General features: G+C 69.6%; 13 protein-coding genes. 6 read left to right on the forward strand and 7 right to left on the reverse strand.

The window, feature by feature from the left end:
- Positions 1 to 72: 72 nt before the first annotated feature.
- The 3 genes from D9601_RS16060 to D9601_RS16070 all read right to left on the reverse strand — a co-directional run bounded on the left by D9601_RS16060 (position 73) and on the right by D9601_RS16070 (position 5331).
- On the reverse strand, positions 73 to 783 hold the full coding sequence (locus D9601_RS16060; RefSeq protein WP_198355097.1) for a DsbA family protein: 711 nt from the start codon (positions 781 to 783) through the stop codon (positions 73 to 75).
- On the reverse strand, positions 780 to 2132 hold the full coding sequence (locus D9601_RS16065) for a M48 family metalloprotease (protein ID WP_198355098.1): 1353 nt from the start codon (positions 2130 to 2132) through the stop codon (positions 780 to 782). Before D9601_RS16065 ends, D9601_RS16060 begins: the two co-directional genes overlap by 4 nt.
- Positions 2133 to 2607: 475 nt before the next feature.
- Entirely contained in the window at positions 2608 to 5331 is a 2724-nt protein-coding gene (locus D9601_RS16070; RefSeq protein ID WP_232474295.1) for an Rne/Rng family ribonuclease, read from the reverse strand.
- Positions 5332 to 5847: 516 nt separating this feature from the next.
- Here D9601_RS16070 and D9601_RS16075 point away from each other — a divergent pair.
- The 4 genes from D9601_RS16075 (at position 5848) to D9601_RS16090 (ending at position 11647) form a co-directional block, all read left to right on the forward strand.
- Positions 5848 to 7095, forward strand: a complete 1248-nt coding sequence (locus D9601_RS16075; RefSeq protein WP_198355099.1) for an N-acetylmuramoyl-L-alanine amidase family protein — start codon at positions 5848 to 5850, stop codon at positions 7093 to 7095.
- Between the two features lie 114 nt (positions 7096 to 7209).
- Positions 7210 to 9723 (forward strand): transglycosylase domain-containing protein, encoded by a 2514-nt coding sequence (locus D9601_RS16080; protein ID WP_198355100.1) that lies wholly within the window; start codon positions 7210 to 7212, stop codon positions 9721 to 9723.
- Positions 9724 to 9779: 56 nt separating this feature from the next.
- Positions 9780 to 10907, forward strand: coding sequence for a peptide chain release factor 2 (gene prfB, locus D9601_RS16085; RefSeq protein ID WP_198355101.1), 1128 nt, complete (start codon positions 9780 to 9782; stop codon positions 10905 to 10907).
- Positions 10907 to 11647 carry a class I SAM-dependent methyltransferase gene (locus tag D9601_RS16090; protein WP_443024763.1) on the forward strand — a complete coding sequence of 247 codons (741 nt, stop codon included), beginning with the start codon at positions 10907 to 10909 and terminating at the stop codon, positions 11645 to 11647. Before prfB ends, D9601_RS16090 begins: the two co-directional genes overlap by 1 nt.
- A 100-nt stretch (positions 11648 to 11747) precedes the next feature.
- On the opposite strand, the gene D9601_RS16095 is transcribed toward D9601_RS16090, so the two are convergent.
- Positions 11748 to 12980 carry an ABC transporter permease gene (locus tag D9601_RS16095; protein ID WP_198355102.1) on the reverse strand — a complete coding sequence of 411 codons (1233 nt, stop codon included), beginning with the start codon at positions 12978 to 12980 and terminating at the stop codon, positions 11748 to 11750.
- Positions 12977 to 13909, reverse strand: a complete 933-nt coding sequence (locus tag D9601_RS16100; RefSeq protein WP_198355103.1) for an ABC transporter ATP-binding protein — start codon at positions 13907 to 13909, stop codon at positions 12977 to 12979. Before D9601_RS16100 ends, D9601_RS16095 begins: the two co-directional genes overlap by 4 nt.
- A gap of 59 nt (positions 13910 to 13968) precedes the next feature.
- On the opposite strand from D9601_RS16100, the gene queG reads away from it, so the two are divergent.
- Both queG and D9601_RS16110 read left to right on the forward strand, forming a co-directional pair.
- Positions 13969 to 15003, forward strand: coding sequence for a tRNA epoxyqueuosine(34) reductase QueG (queG, locus tag D9601_RS16105; protein WP_198355104.1), 1035 nt, complete (start codon positions 13969 to 13971; stop codon positions 15001 to 15003).
- 29 nt (positions 15004 to 15032) lie between these two features.
- Positions 15033 to 15947: an alpha/beta hydrolase gene (locus tag D9601_RS16110; RefSeq protein WP_232474297.1), complete on the forward strand. Its 915-nt coding sequence runs from the start codon at positions 15033 to 15035 to the stop codon at positions 15945 to 15947.
- A gap of 106 nt (positions 15948 to 16053) precedes the next feature.
- On the opposite strand, the gene D9601_RS16115 is transcribed toward D9601_RS16110, so the two are convergent.
- Both D9601_RS16115 and D9601_RS16120 read right to left on the reverse strand, forming a co-directional pair.
- Positions 16054 to 16431, reverse strand: coding sequence for a hypothetical protein (locus D9601_RS16115; protein WP_198355106.1), 378 nt, complete (start codon positions 16429 to 16431; stop codon positions 16054 to 16056).
- Entirely contained in the window at positions 16428 to 17096 is a 669-nt protein-coding gene (locus tag D9601_RS16120) for an EI24 domain-containing protein (protein ID WP_198355107.1), read from the reverse strand. The genes D9601_RS16115 and D9601_RS16120 overlap by 4 nt, the downstream gene beginning before the upstream one ends.
- Positions 17097 to 17133: the final 37 nt, after the last annotated feature.

Genomic DNA, 17133 nt, shown 5'->3' on the forward strand with positions numbered 1-17133 from the left:
ACGGATTGGGCGCCGACCTCGCCCGCCATCTGAGGAATAGGCGCTAAGCCTGACGTATTACAGCGAAAGGGGTCAGCGCCCTCGCGCCGCTGCGATCGCCCGTTCGAGATCAGCCACAGGCAGCGCGCCGGACAGCATCTGATCGCCGACGATCCAGGTCGGGGTGCCGGTGACGCCGAGCTTCGCCGCGACGTCCATGTTCCTCGCGATCTCCTGGTCTAGCACCGGCGCGTTGCTGCCGGGCAGGGCGACGCCGGTCCTTGCAGCGGTGGCGGCGATCGACGCTTCGCTGACCGGCCCCGCGGCGTAGAGCGCCTCGTGGAAGGCGCCGAACTTGCCCTGTTGCGCCGCGGCCAGGCTGGCGCGCGCCGCCGGGCGGCTGGTCGGTCCGAGGATCGGCAGTTCGCGGTACACGACGCGCAATCCGGGATCGCGCTTGATCAGGTCGGCGATCATCGGCAGCGACGCCCGGCAATAGCCGCAATTGTAGTCGTAGAATTCGACCAGCGTCACGTCGCCCTTGGGATTGCCCGCCCAGGCACCCGCGAAGGGCGTGGCGATCGCATCGCGGTTGGCGGCGACCGCCTTGCCCGATTCGCGGTTCTGCAGGGTCTGCATCGCCTGCACGATGATTTCCGGATGGGTGACGACATAATCGCGGACAACGCGCTCGATACCGGCGCGACCGGGGACGGGCGCGGCAAAGCGGTCGACGCTCCACACCGCACCGGCACCGACGACGGCGCCGAGCGCCGCGACGGCGATAAGGGAGGAGGTCTTCACTTGCGCTTATACTTCTTCGGATTGTCGTCCATGTCGTTCTGCGCCGCCATGGCGATGTCCTGCGCGCGAATCCAGTCCGGCGTGTTCTGCGGGATGCCGGCCATGGCGTAGCGCGCGCTCTGTGCGGCGGTGCGCTGATCGCCGTTCATGCTCGCCCGCTCGGCGGTCGCCAGGGCGGCGCGCGCCGTGTCGCCGGTCAGTTCATAAGCGGTGCCGAGCTGGTACCAGGCAAAGGGATTGTCGTCGTCGCGCTGCGTCGCGATGCGCAGCACCTTGATCGCTTCCGGATAATTGGCCTTGTCCTCGGTGGCGATCAGCGCATGGCCGAAGGTGGTGGCGATCAGCGGGTTGTTGCCCGACCCCTGGGTCGCGCGGCGCAGCGGCACCAGCGCCGCGGCGGGCTGGCCCGCCTCGAGCAGGATCTGGCCGCGGATCTCGAGGAAATAAGGATCGTCGGGCTGCGCCTTCAGCAACGCGGCGGATTCGGCATCGGCTTTGTCGGGATAGCCGGCCTTGTGATAGGCATAGGCGCGTGCGTAATGCGCATAGACCGAGCCGTCGCTCTCCGGAAAATCCTGCAGCGTGCGTTCGGGCGGCAGCACATAGCCTTCCAGCTTCGCCTTCACCCGGCGGAAGCGTTCCTCCAGCGCGGCGTCGGGCGGCTTGTTCCACGCCGGGGACGCCTGCAGGTCGGCAGTCAGATGCTGGATGCGCTCACCCGACAGCGGGTGGGTCTGCATGAACGGATCGATATTCTCCACGCCGTAGCGATATTCCTCCTGCTGCAGGCGCTTGAAGAAGCTGACCATGCCCTTGCCGCTGACCCCGGCGGCGTTGAGGAAGCGGACGCCGGCGGCGTCTGCGGTGGTTTCCTGCGTGCGGCTGAAGGCGAGATATTTGCCCAGGCCCGCCTGCTGGCCGAGCGCCATCAGCCCGGCGCCCGCCTCCGCCCCGCCGGCGGCGATGGCGGCGAGGCCAAGCACCATCGACAGGAGCGTGATGTTCATCGCCGGCTTGATGCCGCGATCGGCGAGGACGACGTGGCCGTCGGCGATATGGCCGAGTTCGTGCGCGATCACGCCCTGCACCTGATTGGCGTTGACCGCCGCCTGCAGCAGGCCGGAATGCACGTAGACGGTCTGGCCGCCGGCGACGAAGGCGTTGATCGACTCGTCGTTGATCAGCACGACCTTGACGTCGCGCGGCGACAGGCCGGCCGCCTTGATCAGCGGGTTCGACATGTCGGCGAACATCGCCTCCGTCTCCGCATCGCGCAGGATCGACTGCGCCGCGGCAGGCTGGGCGGCGAGCAGGATGGTGGCGGCGGCGACGGCGATCAGACGCTTCATCGGCAAGCGCGTCATGGCAGGGAAACCGGCACGTGGGTCACGGCGGCCAACATAACCGCCGGCGCGGGCGAGGTCACGACGAAACGGCGGGGAAGGGCCATGCGGGCCGTGCTGCCGCCTTCGCGGTGAATGGCGGCTGAAGAGGCGGCCGGGATGTCCCGATCCCTGGGACCGATCGACAGTCGGCGTCGCAGGCTTTGAAAACGCCCCGCCGTCATTCCCGCGCAGGCGGGAATCCAGACGCGCGGAGGCTGCGTCTAGAGCCGTGACGTCACGGCTTCTGGAACCCCGCCTGCGCGGGGATGACGGAACATGGCCTGCCATGCCGAATGGCGATCGGCTCTGGCGCTACGCCGGCGAACGCCCTGAGCCTGGATGATGCAGCCTATGCCGTAACGACGGCAGGCCACTCACCGACAGCAAAAGGCCCTCCCGCCGGAGCGGAAGGGCCTTTCGTGATGGCAAAACCGATGGATCAGTTGCCGAAGGTGCGCTGCCACCAACCGCGGCGTGGCGTGGCGTTGGCGGTGTCTTCGACCGGTTCGTCGGTTGCGGCCGGAGCCTCGCTCGCCGGTGCCGGAGCCTCCACCGCGGGCGCTTCGGCGGCCGTCGCCTCGGTCGCGGCGGCAGGGGTCGCCTTCTTGCGGGTGCGCTTCGGCTTGGGTGCAGGCTCGGCCGCTTCGGCGGCGGGAGCATCCGCGACCGGCTCGGCCGCCGGCGTCGCCTTTTTGCGGGTGCGCTTCGGCTTGGCCGCCGGCTCGGCGGCTTCGGCGACGGGCGCTTCGGCCGGAGCGGCGGGTGCCGCCTCCGCCACGGGCGCGGCGTCGGCGGTAGCCGCCTTGCGGGCCCGCGGGCGACGGCGGGTGCGCGGCGCCTCGGCCGTGTCCTCGTCCGCCACTGGCGCGGGAACCGGGGCATCGAGGCCGGTGGTCACCGGGCCGGCGTCACCGGCCTCGACGATCGGCTCGAGCTCGGGCGCTTCGGCGGTGGTGTCGGTCGCGTCCTGCTCGGCCGTCGCCTCGGCACCGCCCTCGTTGCGGCGACCGCCACGGCGACCGCGCCGGCCACGACGACGGCGCTTCTCGCCCTGCGGCTCGTCGGTGGTCGCTTCGACCGCATCCTCGACCGCCTCGCCGGCGTCCAGCTCGGCGTCGCCAGCGGCGTCCGCAATGGTCGCCGCCGCTTCGCCCTCGACGTCGCCTTCGGCCTCGTCGCCGGCCGCCTCGTCTCCGCCCTGCTCGTCGCGGTTGCGACCGCGGCGACCGCGCCGGCGGCGACGACGACGGCCACGACCGTTGCCCTCGCCATCGTCCTCGCCACGCTCCTCGCGGGGCGCGCGTGCAACGGGTTCGGCCTCCGCCTCGACCTCATCCTCCTCGTCGAACTCCTCCTCGATCTCCTCGGGGAGGTCATCGTCGAGATCCTCGACCAGCGCCTCGATCTTGGGCGCGTGGGCGGGCGGCGGGCCGCTCGCCTCGACCGACATGCGCGCGCCTTCCTCCTCGCGATCCGGCACGATCTCGACGATCACGCCATAGCGGTCCTCGATCTCGGCGATGTCGGCGCGCTTCTTGTTGAGCACATAGACGGCCGCTTCCTGGCTGGCGCGCAGAGTCAGGATCGAACCGCGGCCGCGTGCGGCCTCGTCCTCGATCAGGCGCAGCGCCGACAGGCCGGCGGACGAGGCGGTGCGGACGAGGCCGGTGCCCTCGCAATGCGGGCACTGGCGGGTCGACGCCTCCAGCACGCCGGTGCGCAGCCGCTGGCGGCTCATCTCCATCAGGCCGAAGCTGCTGATCCGGCCGACCTGGATGCGGGCGCGGTCGTCCTTCAGCGCTTCCTTCATCGCCTTCTCGACCTTGCGGACGTTGGAGCCATTGTCCATGTCGATGAAGTCGATGACGACGAGGCCGGCCATGTCTCGCAGGCGCAGCTGGCGGGCAATCTCCTTGGCCGCTTCCAGATTGGTCGCGGTCGCGGTCTGTTCGATATTGTGTTCGCGGGTCGACCGGCCGGAGTTGATGTCGATCGACACCAGCGCCTCGGTCGGGTTAATGACGAGATAGCCGCCCGACTTCAGCTGCACGACCGGATTGTACATCGCGGCGAGCTGGTCCTCGACATGCGCGCGCTGGAACAGCGGCACGGCGTCGGCGTACTGCTTCACGCGCCGCGCATGGCTCGGCATCAGCAGCTTCATGAAGTCCTTGGCGTGGCGATAGCCGTCCTCGCCCTCGACCAGGATCTCGTCGATGTCGCGGTTGTAGATGTCGCGGATCGCGCGCTTGATCAGGTCGCTGTCGCCATAGACCAGCGCCGGCGCCGACGAATGCAGCGTCGTTTCGCGGATCCCGTCCCACAGGCGGGCGAGATAGTCGAAGTCGCGCTTGATCTCGGTCTTGGTGCGCTGCAGGCCGGCGGTGCGGACGATGCAGCCCATCGACGAGGGCAAAGCCATGTCGGCCATGATCGACTTCAGCCGCTTGCGGTCGGCGGCGTTGCTGATCTTGCGGCTGATGCCGCCGCCGTGCGACGTGTTGGGCATCAGCACGCAATAGCGGCCGGCGAGGCTGAGATAGGTGGTCAGCGCCGCGCCCTTGTTGCCGCGCTCTTCCTTGACGACCTGGACCAGCAGCACCTGGCGGCGGCGGATCACGTCCTGGATCTTGTAGCGGCGGCGCAGATTCATGCGGCGCTGGCGCAGCGCCTCGACCTGGTCGTCATTGCCGTTGCCGCGCGGCTTCTTCGAGGTGCCGCGCGGCTCCTCGCCCTCGTCGCCGTCGGCCGGCTCGTCATGGTGATCGTCGTCGGCGTGGTCGTGCTCGGCATGGTCGTGCTCGACCTCGTGATCGCCGTCGAACTCCTCCTCGTCGGCGTCCTGCTCGGCGCGCAGCGCCGCCTCTTCGGCGGCATGCTCGGCCTCTTCACGCAGCAGCGCGTCGCGATCCTCCTTGGGGATCTGATAGTAATCGGGGTGGATTTCGCTGAAGGCGAGGAAGCCATGGCGGTTGCCGCCGTAATCGACGAACGCCGCCTGCAGCGACGGTTCGACGCGGGTCACCTTGGCGAGGTAGATATTGCCCTTGAGCTGCTTGCGCTCGGCGGATTCGAAATCGAACTCTTCGATCCGGTTATTCTTGACGACGGCGACCCGGGTCTCTTCCCGGTGGCGAGCGTCGATCAGCATACGCGTGGTCATTGGATAGTCTCCACGCGCGTCCCGGCGGTGCGGCAGAGCCGGCAGGGCGGGGCGCGCGACGATTGAATGCGCCGACGTGATCGGCGCGGATGGCATGGAAGGCGCCGATCACGTCGGCGCGAAGGTCTTGCGAAAGTGCGTCTGCTCGCGTGGCACTTCGGGGGGCACGGCCCGCCCACACGCCCGCGCGACCGCCGGCATCAGCCGGGCGGTGTCGGACGTTGGAGAAGTGCGTCATGCGAGCGTCAACCTGGTTCTTGAACCCGCGCCAGGACGGCGCGGCCGCCCGCCGCATCGCTCAGTCCTGGTCTTTTGCAAGTCCTTGTCTTCGCGACGCACGGGTGCAGTAGGGTAGGTAGCACCGGCATCATCATATCGCAACCGGCGCGATTTTGCCGGTTCGGCCGGCAGAAACATGCCGAACGACCCGTTAACCTTGCCGGGCAACCTGGCGGAAAATGCTGCTGCGCTACGGCAAGTCCCTGCGATCGCAAGGGGATCGCCAAAGGGGTAGAGATGGGTTTTCGCTGGACCCGCGGGCAGGACAAGCGGCAAATACGTGCCGTGTTCGCGTTGCTCGCCTTGTTGGTCGGATGGATCGCCGGCGGTCCCGCCGCGGCGGCGACCGCGGTGCGCAGCGTCGCGGTCGGCGACGGGCGGATCGACATCCGCTTCGACGGTCCGGTCGGCGACGCGACCGGGACGATCCTGCCCGACACGCGCCAGATCGCCGTCGATATCGCCGGCGTGACGCCGGGGCTGAAGACGATCGTCGGCGGACCGGTGCGCGCCGTGCGCCAACTGGTGCGCGGCACGGGCACGCGGCTGGTGTTCGATCTGGCGCGGCCGGCGGTGATCGGCGACGGCGGCTTCGACGCCGACGGCCGGCGGCTGACGCTGTCGCTGCAGGTGGTCGACGTCGCCCGCTTCGCGGCGGCCAGCGCGGCGGGGCCGCTCAGTTTCCTGTCGTTCGACTTCGCCAATTGGACGGCCCGGCCGAAGTACAAGGTGTCGATCCCGGTGCCGCCGCCGGCGCGTGGCGTGAAGCTGCCGCGGGTGCAGGGCGACGACGACCGGCCGCTGGTGGTGATCGATGCCGGCCATGGCGGGGTCGATCCGGGTGCGATCAATCCCGATACCGGCCTGCGCGAAAAGGACGTGACCCTGCGCATCGCCAAGGCGATCCGCGACCAGCTGCTCGTCAGCGGCCGGGTCCGCGTCGCGCTGACCCGCGACGACGACCGCTATCTGGTGCTGCGCGAACGGTTCGGCATCGCGCGGCGGCTGCACGCCAATCTGTTCATCTCGATCCACTGCGACAGCGTCGGCAGCGGCGATGCCAGCGGCGCCTCCGTCTATACCCTGTCCGAGGTCGCGTCCGACAAGGAAGCGGCGCGGCTGGCGACGCGCGAGAACAAGGCGGACGTGATCAGCGGCGTCAATCTCGGCGATGCCGGGGCGGACGTATCGTCGATCCTGATCGACCTGACGCAGCGCGAGACGATGAACTCCTCGGCCAATTTCGCGCGGCTGCTCGGCCGCGAGGCTAAGCCGCTGATCCCGACCAAGGCGAATTTCCATCGCATGGCGTCGCTGATGGTGCTGAAGGCGCCGGACATGCCGTCGATCCTGTTCGAGACGGGCTATATCTCCAACCCCGGGGACGCCGCCTTTCTGGACAGCCGCGAAGGCCGCGACAAGATCGCCGAGAGCGTGACGCGCGCGGTCGAGGTTCATTTCGCCCGGCAGATGGCGAGCAAGTAGCGCCAGGCTCGCGCCGGCCGGCCGTCGTGGCGACGGATCGGCCCGCCGCGATGCGACCCGCCGCAACCCGGCTGGCAACCGGCCGCGAACCTGCTACACGCGGGCCCCACGACTATGGCGTCCGATCCCCCCCAGACCTCTCGCATGACCCAGTTCCGCGACGCCGGCGGCGTGCGGGGGGCGGTGCGGCGTGCCTGGGGGCGGTGGTGGGTCAAGGCGCTGGCCGCGCTCGCGGTGCTGGCCGTCATCGGCTATGGCGTGCTGTACGTGACGATCCTGCGCGACCTGCCTTCGGTCGACCAGCTGCGCACCTACGAACCGCCGCTGCCGACCAACGTCCGCGGCAACGACGGCAATCCGATCCAGTCCTACGCCCGCGAGCGGCGGGTCGAACTGTCCTATGCCGAATATCCGCCGATGCTGGTCCGCGCCTTCCTGGCGGCGGAGGACAAGACCTTCTTCGAGCATCATGGCGTCGACTATCCCGGTCTCGCCGGCGCGGTGTTCGACTATGCGCGCAAGTTCGGCAGCGGCAAGCGCGCCCGCGGCGGCTCCACGATCACCCAGCAGGTCGCGAAGAACCTGCTGATCGGCAACGAATATTCGCCGACGCGCAAGATCAAGGAGGCGATCCTCGCCTTCCGCATCGAGGACACGCTCGACAAGCCGCAGATCCTGGAGCTGTACCTCAACCAGATCGCGCTCGGCCGCAATGCGTTCGGCGTCGAGGCGGCAGCCCATGCCTATTTCGACAAGGAGCTGCCCGAACTCGATCTTGCCCAGCTCGCCTATCTCGCCATCCTGCCCAAGGGGCCGTCGAACTACGACCCCGTCCGCCATCCCGACCGCGCGATGGAGCGGCGCAACTGGGTGCTGGGCGAGATGCTCAAGAACGGCTTCATCACCCAGGCGCAGCATGACGAGGCCGTGGCGGAACCGCTCGGCACGGTGCTGCGGCGCACGCCAAAATACGAGCGGGTCGGCGGCTATTTCGTCGAGGAGGTGCGCCGCCAGCTGATCGACAAGTTCGGCGAACAGTCAAGCGACGGGCCGTACAGCGTCTATGCCGGCGGCCTGTGGGTGCGCACCAGCCTCGACACGCGGCTACAGGATCTCGCGACCCAGGCGCTGCGCGACGGGCTGGTCCGCTACGACCGTGGCCGCGGCTGGTCCGGGCCGCTGCGGCATGAGGAGATCGACGGCGACAATTGGCTCGGCGCGCTGGTCAACACCAATGTCGCGCTGGACTATGCCGACTGGCGGGCGGCGATCGTCATCGCGCGCAGCGGCGACGCCTGGCAGATCGGCTTCGCCGACGGCAAGACCGGCGAATTGCCGCGCAGCCTGGCGCAGACGCCGGTTCGCGGCAGTGCGGCGACCAGTTTCTCGGCACTGAAGCCCGGGGACATCATCGCCGTCGCGCCGGAGGGGCGCAGCTGGGCGATCCGATCGGTGCCCAAGGTATCGGGCGGTTTCGTCGTCGAGGAGCCGGGCACCGGCCGCGTGCTGGCGATGCAGGGCGGCTTCGACAGCCGCATCCAGGCGTTCAACCGCGCGACCCAGGCGATGCGCCAGCCCGGATCGACGATCAAGCCGGTGGTCTATTCCGCCGCGCTGGAGAACGGCATGACGCCGGCGACGATCATCCTCGACGCGCCCTATTGCGTCTATCAGGGGGCGCGACTGGGCCAGAAGTGCTTCCGCAACTTCGCCAACCAGCGCGGCGCCGGCCCGCACACGATGCGCTGGGGCATCGAACAGTCGCGCAACCTGATGACGGTGCGCGCCGCTGCGACCACCGGCATGCCGAAGGTCGTCGACGTGATGAAGCGGCTCGGCGTCGGCACCTATTCGCCCTATCTGGCGATCGCGCTGGGTGCGGGCGAAACCACGGTCAGCCGCATGGTCAACGCCTATGCGACGCTCGCCAACCAGGGGCGGGCGCACGAGCCGACGCTGATCGACTTCGTCCAGGACCGGCATGGCAAGGTGATCTGGCCGGAGAACTGGCGCGCCTGCGACGGCTGCAACGCTCCCGACTGGAACGGCAAGCCGATGCCGCGGCCGCGCGACCGGACGCGGCAGGCGATCGACGCGATGACCGCCTATCAGATGGTCCATATCACCGAGGGCGTGATCCAGCGCGGCACGGCGACGACGCTGCGCGAACTCGACCGGCCGATGTTCGGCAAGACCGGTACGACGACCGGCCCGACCGACGTGTGGTTCATCGGCGGCACGCCGCAGTTCATCGGCGGCCTCTATCTCGGCTACGACAGCCCACGCCGGCTGGGCGCGGCGGAGGGCGGCACCGTCGCGGCGCCGATCTTCAAGGAATTCGCGGTCAAGGCCTATGAGGGGCTGGACAAGCTGCCGTTCCGGGCACCCGCCGGCATCCGCATGGTGCGCATCGACCGCGCCAGCGGCCGGCCGGTTTACGGCACCTTCCCGACCGACAGCGATCCCAAGCCGGCGGTGATCTGGGAAGCGTTCAAGCCGGAGAGCGAGCCGCGCCGCGCCGCGCGTCACGCCGGCCCCACCGCGACGCCGACGACCAGCGCCGGGACGCCCAAAGCGCAGGCGCCGCGCGACAGCGATTTCTTGCAAAGAGAAGGCGGAATCTACTAGCGCGGCTTCCCATATCGTGGCCGCTACGCCATCCTCGTGTTTTCCGGAGACTCTTCATGCGCGCCGAAGCGCAATCCCATGTCGACAGCATCAAGGAGGCGCTGTCGCTGCTGCGCCGGTTCCTCGATTGGGATCGTGCGCTGCGTCGCCTCGACGAACTCAACGCCCGCGTCGAGGACCAGGCCTTGTGGAACGACCCCAAGGCCGCGCAGGAGGTGATGCGCGAGCGTCGCCGGCTGGACGAGGCGATCAGCGCGACGCGGGCGATCGAGAAGGACCTCGCCGACACCGCCGAGCTGGTCGAACTTGCCGAGATGGAGGGTGACGCCGAGTTGGAGGCGGAGGGGATCGACGCGCTCAAGCAGCTCGCCGAGCGGGCGCAGCGCGACAAGGTCAAGGCGCTGCTCGCCGGCGAGGCCGACGGCAACGACACCTATATCGAGATCAACTCCGGCGCCGGCGGCACCGAGAGCCAGGATTGGGCCGGGATGCTGCAGCGCATGTACACGCGCTGGGCGGAACGGCACGGCATGCGGGTCGAGCTGATCGACTATCATTCCGGCGAGCAGGCGGGGATCAAGTCGGCGACGCTGCTGGTCAAGGGCGAGAACGCCTATGGCTTCGCCAAGACCGAAAGCGGCGTCCATCGGCTGGTGCGGATCAGCCCCTACGACAGCGCGGCGCGGCGCCACACCAGCTTCTCCAGCGTCTGGGTCTATCCGGTCATCGATGACAATATCGAGGTCGAGTACAACGAGAGCGACCTGCGCATCGACACCTATCGCGCCAGCGGCGCCGGCGGCCAGCACATCAACACCACCGATTCGGCGGTGCGCATCACGCACATCCCGACCGGCATCGTCGTGCAGTGCCAGAACCAGCGTTCGCAGCACAAGAACAAGGCGGAGGCATACAATCAGCTGCGCGCGCGCCTGTACGAGCTGGAGCTGCAGAAGCGCGAGCAGGCGGCGAATGCGGAGAATGCCACCAAGACCGACATCGGCTGGGGCCACCAGATCCGTTCCTATGTCCTGCAGCCCTATCAGCTGGTCAAGGACCTGCGTACCGGCGTGACCTCGACCGCGCCGGGCGACGTGCTCGACGGCGACCTCGACGATTTCATGGCGGCGGCGCTGTCGCAGCGGGTCACGGGCGAGAGCGTCGAGGTGGAGGACGTGGATTGATGCGTCGCCGTCGCCTGACGATGCTGGGCTTGGCGGCCGGGGTGATCGCGCCGGCGCTGCTCATCGCCGCGTGCGACGGCTCCAAGCCGCTGATCCGCCACGAGCCGGACACGCCGGGACCGTTTCCGGCCGCCGACCGCCCGGTCGCCAACATCGTGTCGTCACGTTGGTCGAACGAGGAGGCGCGCGATCGGCTCAACGAGGCGAGCGAGGTGATGGGCAAGGCGGACATCCGCCGCGGCATGACCGTCGCCGATATCGGCGCCGGCGAGGGCTATTACACGATCCGCCTGGCCAGCCGGGTGGGCAAGACCGGTCGCGTGCTGGCGGAGGACATCGTCGCCAGCGTCCGCGACGCGCTGGCCGAGCGCGTGGCGCGCGAGGATCTGGAGAATGTCTCCGTCCGGCTCGGTGCGCCGGCCGATCCCAAGCTGCCCGAGAACAGCTTCGACCGCGTGCTGATGGTCCATATGTACCATGAGATCGCGCAGCCTTACGAATTCCTGTGGCGGCTGCGGCCCTCGCTGAAGCGCGACGGGCTGGTCGTCGTGGTCGACGCCAATCGCCCGACCCAGAACCACGGTACGCCGCCGGCGCTGCTGCGCTGCGAATTTCAGGCGGTCGGCTATCGCGAGGTGTCGTTCACCGACATGCCGTCGGCCGGTGGCTATCTGGCGACCTTCCAGCCGGCGGGCACCCGTCCGCAGCCGGAGGATATCCGCGCCTGCCGGATGCGCTAAGAACCATATTTGGCGACTGGCGTGTTCCTGCGTACGCAGGAACCCAGAGCCACACACACCAGCGCCTGAAACTCTGGGCTCCTGCATGCGCAGGAGCACTTCACGCCTTCGCCCGCCGCCAGCGCGGCTTGGCGCTGCCCGACTGCAGCACGCCGCGCCGGAACAGCCGCGCGCCGATGACGATGAACAGCGACACCCACAGCAATTGCCAGGCGATCGCCGCGCCATGCTGCCACAGGCTGGCCGAAGTGGCGGCGCGGCCGGCCATCGCGAACGGCGAGGACAGCGGAAACAGCTGCGCGGCCAGCCCCATCGTGCCGTCGGGATGCGCGGTGCCGGCGAGCGCCAGCGCCAGCATCGCCATCTGGATCACCGAGATCGGCAGCGACAGCATCTGGATCTCGCGCGGGGTCGAGGCGAGCGCGCCGACGACGAGGAAGGCCGAGCCGAGCAGCAGATAGGCCATGGTGAAATAGACGAAGAACAGCACGCCGAACACGGGCAGCGGCAGGGCCGTGTGCAGCGCCAGCGCCGCCGCCGTTTCGGGTGGCAGAAAGCTGCCCAACTTGGCGACGATCGTGCCCCAGAAGCCGACGAACAGGATGGCGACGCCGAACATGCCGAGCAATTTGCCAAGGAAGACGCTTTCCAGCGGCACCGCCGCGGCGAGCACCTCGATCACCTTGTTGTTGCGCTCTTCCGCCATCGTGCCGACCACTTGGCTGGCGAGGAACAGGTTGAGCAGGAAGACGCCGAACACGGCGAAGGAGGCGGACTGGCGATAGCCGCCGTCGCCGCCGGCGGCGCCGCTCGGCCGCTCGAACGGCATCTTGGTGACGGTGACGCGGGGCAGGGCACCGCCGAGCTGCTCGGCGGCCAGGGTCTGGCCGGCGAGCACGCCGAGATAGCCCGCGGCGCGCTTGCCGAGCGGACCATAGAGGATGGTGGGTGTGGCGAGGGGGCCGTAGAGGACGGCGCTCGCCTCATAATCCTTGGCGGCGAAGGCGGCGCGGGCCTGGGCGGCGGGATCGGCGCTCGCGGTCAGCGTGGTCAGCGCCGGCGGCTCCTCCTCGTCGCGACGAAAGACGGCGCGCAGCCGCGTGTCCGCTTCCGCGATCGGCCGTGCCGCGGCATCGGGGACGATCGCGACAACGCGGGCACGGTCGCTGTTGCTGCCGGCGACGCTCGCCGCGCCCATGCCGCCGACCGCACCGAACGCACCCATGATCAGCGGCGCGAACAGGAACAGCAGGAAGATCGGCGTGAACACGGTCGCGGTGAAATCCCGCCGCGCGATGGTCAGCGCCTGGCGAAGGGTGCGCGCGAGGGTCATGCCTGTGGCTCCGATACGGTGGCGGCGTCGGCGCCGACGATGCGGACGAAGGCGTCGTGCAGCCCGGGGCGTTCGATCGACAGGCCGGCGATGCCGTGGCCGCGCTCGATCAGCGCGACGAGCAGCGGCTCGATCCCGTCATGCGGCAGCTGGAAACGCCAGCCTTCGCCGTCCCGCTCCGCATCGGGCGGCAGAACCGCCACTAGGTCCGCACCGGGATGCGCGGGCGTATAGCGGACGCGCTGCGGCAGCGTGGCGCGCGCCTCGTCCACCGTGCCCTCGAAGCGGCGGTTGCCGCCGGCGATGATCGCAAGCCCGTCGCAAATCCGTTCGGCATGGGACATGATGTGGGTGGAGAAGAGCACGGTTGCGCCACGATCGCGCTCGGCGAGGATCAGCGCCTCGAGCTTTTCCTGGTTGACCGGGTCGAGGCCGGAAAAGGGTTCGTCGAGGACGAGCAGATCGGGGCGATGCACGACGCTGCCGAGCAGCTGCACCAACTGCGCCATGCCCTTCGACAATTTGCGGATCTTCTGATCGATGGCATGGCCGAGGCCCGCCGCCTCCATCATCTCCGCCGCGCGCGCCCGGCCGGTCTTCCAGTCGAGCCCGCGCAACGCGCCCATGAAGGCGATCGCCTCGCGCGCCTTCATCGCCGGATAAAGGCCGCGCTCCTCGGGCAGATAGCCGATGCGGTCGCTGGCGTCGCGCGGCGCGTCATGACCGAGCACGACGCGGCGGCCCTCGTCCGGCTCGATCGTGCCGAGCAGCATGCGCAGCGTCGTCGACTTGCCCGCGCCGTTGGGGCCGAGCACGCCGTAGATCGCGCCGCGCGGCACCGCCAGGTCGACGCCGTCGACGACGCGGCGCTCGCCATAGCGTTTCACCAGCCCGCGGGCCGATACCGCCAGATCGCTCTCGTTCGCCAACCGACATCCCCCGTGCGCCCGCCCTTCGAAGCGGCGTCGCGATGTGGTAGCGGGCGCGCGTGGCCCAGGACAAGCTGGAAGATCGGATCAAGGCCAAGGCGACGGAGCTCGGCTTCGTCGCCTGCGGCATCACGCGCGCGGACGCGGCGCCGCGCACCGCCGCGCGGTTGCACCAATGGCTGGCCGAGGGGCGGCATGGCGGCATGATCTGGATGGAGGAACGCGCCCATCACCGCGAGACCCCGGCGGGCCTGTGGCCGGCGGTGCAGAGCGTCATCTCGCTCGGCATGAGCTATGCCCCCGCCGCCGATCCGCTACGGCTGGCGGACGAGGGCGAGGTCGGCCGCATCTCCGTCTATGCGCAGGGCGGCGACTATCACGACGTCGTCAAAAAGGCGCTGAAGGCGCTCGGCCGCTGGCTGGCGCAGGAGGCGGGCTGCGAACTCAAGGTGTTCGTCGACACCGCGCCGGTCATGGAGAAGCCGTTGGCCGAGGCGGCGGGGCTGGGTTGGCAGGGCAAGCACACCAATCTGGTCAGCCGCGACCATGGCAGCTGGCTGTTCCTCGGCGCGATCTACACGACGTTGGCGCTCGATCCCGATGTGGCGATGCGGCAGAGCTGCGGCTCGTGCGACGCCTGCCAGCGCGCCTGTCCGACCGATGCCTTCCCCGCGCCGTTCCGCCTCGATGCGCGGCGCTGCATCTCCTATCTGACGATCGAACATGCCGGGCCGATTCCAGAGGAATTCCGCGGCGCGATCGGCAACCGCATCTATGGCTGCGACGACTGTCTGGCGGTGTGTCCGTGGAACAAGTTCGCCGCCAGCGCCGCGGCCAATCTGGCGTTTCAGCCCCGCGCCGAGCTCACCGTGCCGCAGCTGGCCGACCTGCTGGCGCTCGACGATGCCGGTTTCCGCCAGGTGTTCGCCGGATCGCCGATCAAGCGGATCGGGCGCAACCGGATGGTCCGCAACGCGGCGATCGCGGCGGGCAACAGCGGTGCGCCGGGCCTGAAGCCGGTGCTGGCGCGGCTGGTCGACGATCCCGATCCGGTGGTGGCGGAAGCGGCGGCATGGGCGCTCCAGCGACTGTGAGCATCGACCGGCGGCGGCATCCGCCGGGCATGCGTTTCGCGCCCTGGCCGGCGACGGACAATTGGCCGCTCCGCGCGTTCGACTGGCCCGCGGAACGCGAGGCGGGGCGGCTGCTGTTCCTGGGCGGGCGCGGCGACTTCGCCGAAAAGTATCTCGAGGCGATGGCGCATTGGCGCGGGTCAGGCTGGAGCATCGCGGGCTTCGACTGGCGCGGGCAGGGCGGCTCCGGTCGGCTGCTGCCCGATCCGCTGGTCAATCATCTCGACACGTTCGAGCCGTTGCTCGACGATCTCGACCGCTTCGTTGCCGGCTGGCGCGCGGGCAAGGGGCCGCACGTCGCGGTGGCGCATTCGATGGGCGGGCATCTGCTGCTGCGCCTGCTCGCCGAGCGCGGCGTCCGGCTCGATGCGGCGGTGCTCGCCGCGCCGATGCTCGGCATCCGCGCAGGGCCGCTCGGGACGCGCGCGATCCGGCTCGCGGCACAGGGCGCGGTGGCCGCCGGGCGCGGACAGCGACGGGTGTGGGAGGGCGATGCTGGCAATGTCGGCGGGCGGATGACCGCCTGTCCGGAGCGGCAGGCCGACAAGATCTGGTGGAAGACGCAGACGCCCGAGATCGCTTCCGGCGCACCGAGCTGGGGCTGGACGCTGGCGGCTTGCCGCTCGCTCGACCGCCTGCACGCCGCGCCGCTCGACCGGGTGGCGACGCCGCTGTTGCTGCTGGTGTCCGAGCGCGACCCGATCGTCAGCCGCGCGGCGATTCTGCGGGCTGTCCGGCGCTTGCCGGGGGCGGAGGTGGAGGTGTTCGCCGGGCAGGGGCATGAACTGCTGCGCGAGGCCGACGCGCGGCGGCTGGCGGTGCTGGGACGGATCGACCGGTTCCTGGAGCCGCTGATTCGCCAACGCGCCGTCATTCCCGCGCAGGCGGGAGTCCCAATACACTGACGTCCCGCCCCTCGCGCGGCGTTGCATCTGGATCCCCGCCGGCGCGGGGATGACCCGTGAGGGTAGGCAGACCTATCGAGGCCTTCAGCCCTCTAAGCGTGGCGGCCTATTTGCCGCCTTCGCGCCGGGTCAGGGCGGCGACGCAGCTGGCGCGATCGATGGTGCTGCCATCGGGTTCGCGCGCGTCGAGATAGGTGACGCGCGGCTCGCTCCCCGGGTCCTTGGCGTCCTTGGGATAGAGATAGGTGTCGAGCACGCAGATCGGGCCGGCGAATTGCAGTTTGCGCGCGACGCCTTCGCGCACCTCGGCGTCGGGCTTGCCGAACAACGCGGTGAGGCCGGCGGCATTCTGGCCCAGCACCCGCTCCAGCCCCATCGTCGGATAGGTCGGCACGACCGCCCGCGACACGGTCGACGGCGCGGCATTGGGCGCGGCGCAGGCCGACAGGCCGGTGGCCAATAGCAGCGCGATCCGAGCCTTCATGCCTTGCCCCCGTGAAACAGATGCGTCGCGATGCCGGCACCGAGGATCGGCGCGAGCAGCCCGAGCACCGGAACCACGAACACGCCGGTCGCGACAAGCCCCAGCGCGAAGCGGCGCCCTGCGGTCGCCCTGCGCCAGCCCCGCATCGTCGCATCGTCCATATGCCGGCTGGCCACCATCTCGCCGAGGTCGCGGCCGAGCAGCCAGGCGTTGACGATGGTGAAGGCGACCACCGGTCCGACCGCGGTGAACAGCAGGGCAATATAAATGGGAAGCATCAGCAGGTTGATCAGCGTCGCGCGGATTGCCGAGGCCAGCCCCATCCGCGCCGCCCGTGCCATGCCGGCCGGGCGCGCCTGCGTGAAGGCGGCGGGATAGTGGCGCCGCTCCACGGCCGCGACGACATCGTCGGCGAACAGGCCGAGCACCGCGATGGCGACCACCCGGAACAGCAGCCAGCCGGCGAGCAGCTCGATCGCCACCGCGCCGACCGCGGCAAGGCCGTGCGCGCCGTCCCAGCCGGCCAGCGCCTGATCCAGCAGGAGATACAGGCCGGCGCCGAGCGCGACGAACACCGCCAGCGTCACCGCCAGCGATGTGACGAGGACGCGCAGGATCGCGCGGTCGCCGAGCTGGCCGAGGGTGAGCAGGATCGCGCGGATCATCCCGCCGGGGTGGCGTGGCTGCACCCCTCCGTCAAGC

Origin of the sequence: Sphingomonas sp. MA1305 (genome assembly GCF_016107325.1) — a bacterium.
Classification (GTDB): Bacteria; Pseudomonadota; Alphaproteobacteria; order Sphingomonadales; family Sphingomonadaceae; genus Sphingomonas.

What these genes read in the sequence shown, in the direction of transcription:
- D9601_RS16065 (WP_198355098.1), bottom strand. Translation starts at nt 2,132, where the DNA reads ATGAAGCGTCTGATCGCCGTCGCCGCCGCCACCATCCTGCTCGCCGCC.
- D9601_RS16070 (WP_232474295.1), bottom strand. Translation starts at nt 5,331, where the DNA reads ATGACCACGCGTATGCTGATCGACGCTCGCCACCGGGAAGAGACCCGG.
- D9601_RS16075 (WP_198355099.1), top strand. Translation starts at nt 5,848, where the DNA reads ATGGGTTTTCGCTGGACCCGCGGGCAGGACAAGCGGCAAATACGTGCC.
- D9601_RS16080 (WP_198355100.1), top strand. Translation starts at nt 7,210, where the DNA reads ATGGCGTCCGATCCCCCCCAGACCTCTCGCATGACCCAGTTCCGCGAC.
- prfB (WP_198355101.1), top strand. Translation starts at nt 9,780, where the DNA reads ATGCGCGCCGAAGCGCAATCCCATGTCGACAGCATCAAGGAGGCGCTG.
- D9601_RS16090 (WP_443024763.1), top strand. Translation starts at nt 10,907, where the DNA reads ATGCGTCGCCGTCGCCTGACGATGCTGGGCTTGGCGGCCGGGGTGATC.
- D9601_RS16095 (WP_198355102.1), bottom strand. Translation starts at nt 12,980, where the DNA reads ATGACCCTCGCGCGCACCCTTCGCCAGGCGCTGACCATCGCGCGGCGG.
- D9601_RS16110 (WP_232474297.1), top strand. Translation starts at nt 15,033, where the DNA reads ATGCGTTTCGCGCCCTGGCCGGCGACGGACAATTGGCCGCTCCGCGCG.
- D9601_RS16115 (WP_198355106.1), bottom strand. Translation starts at nt 16,431, where the DNA reads ATGAAGGCTCGGATCGCGCTGCTATTGGCCACCGGCCTGTCGGCCTGC.
- D9601_RS16120 (WP_198355107.1), bottom strand. Translation starts at nt 17,096, where the DNA reads ATGATCCGCGCGATCCTGCTCACCCTCGGCCAGCTCGGCGACCGCGCG.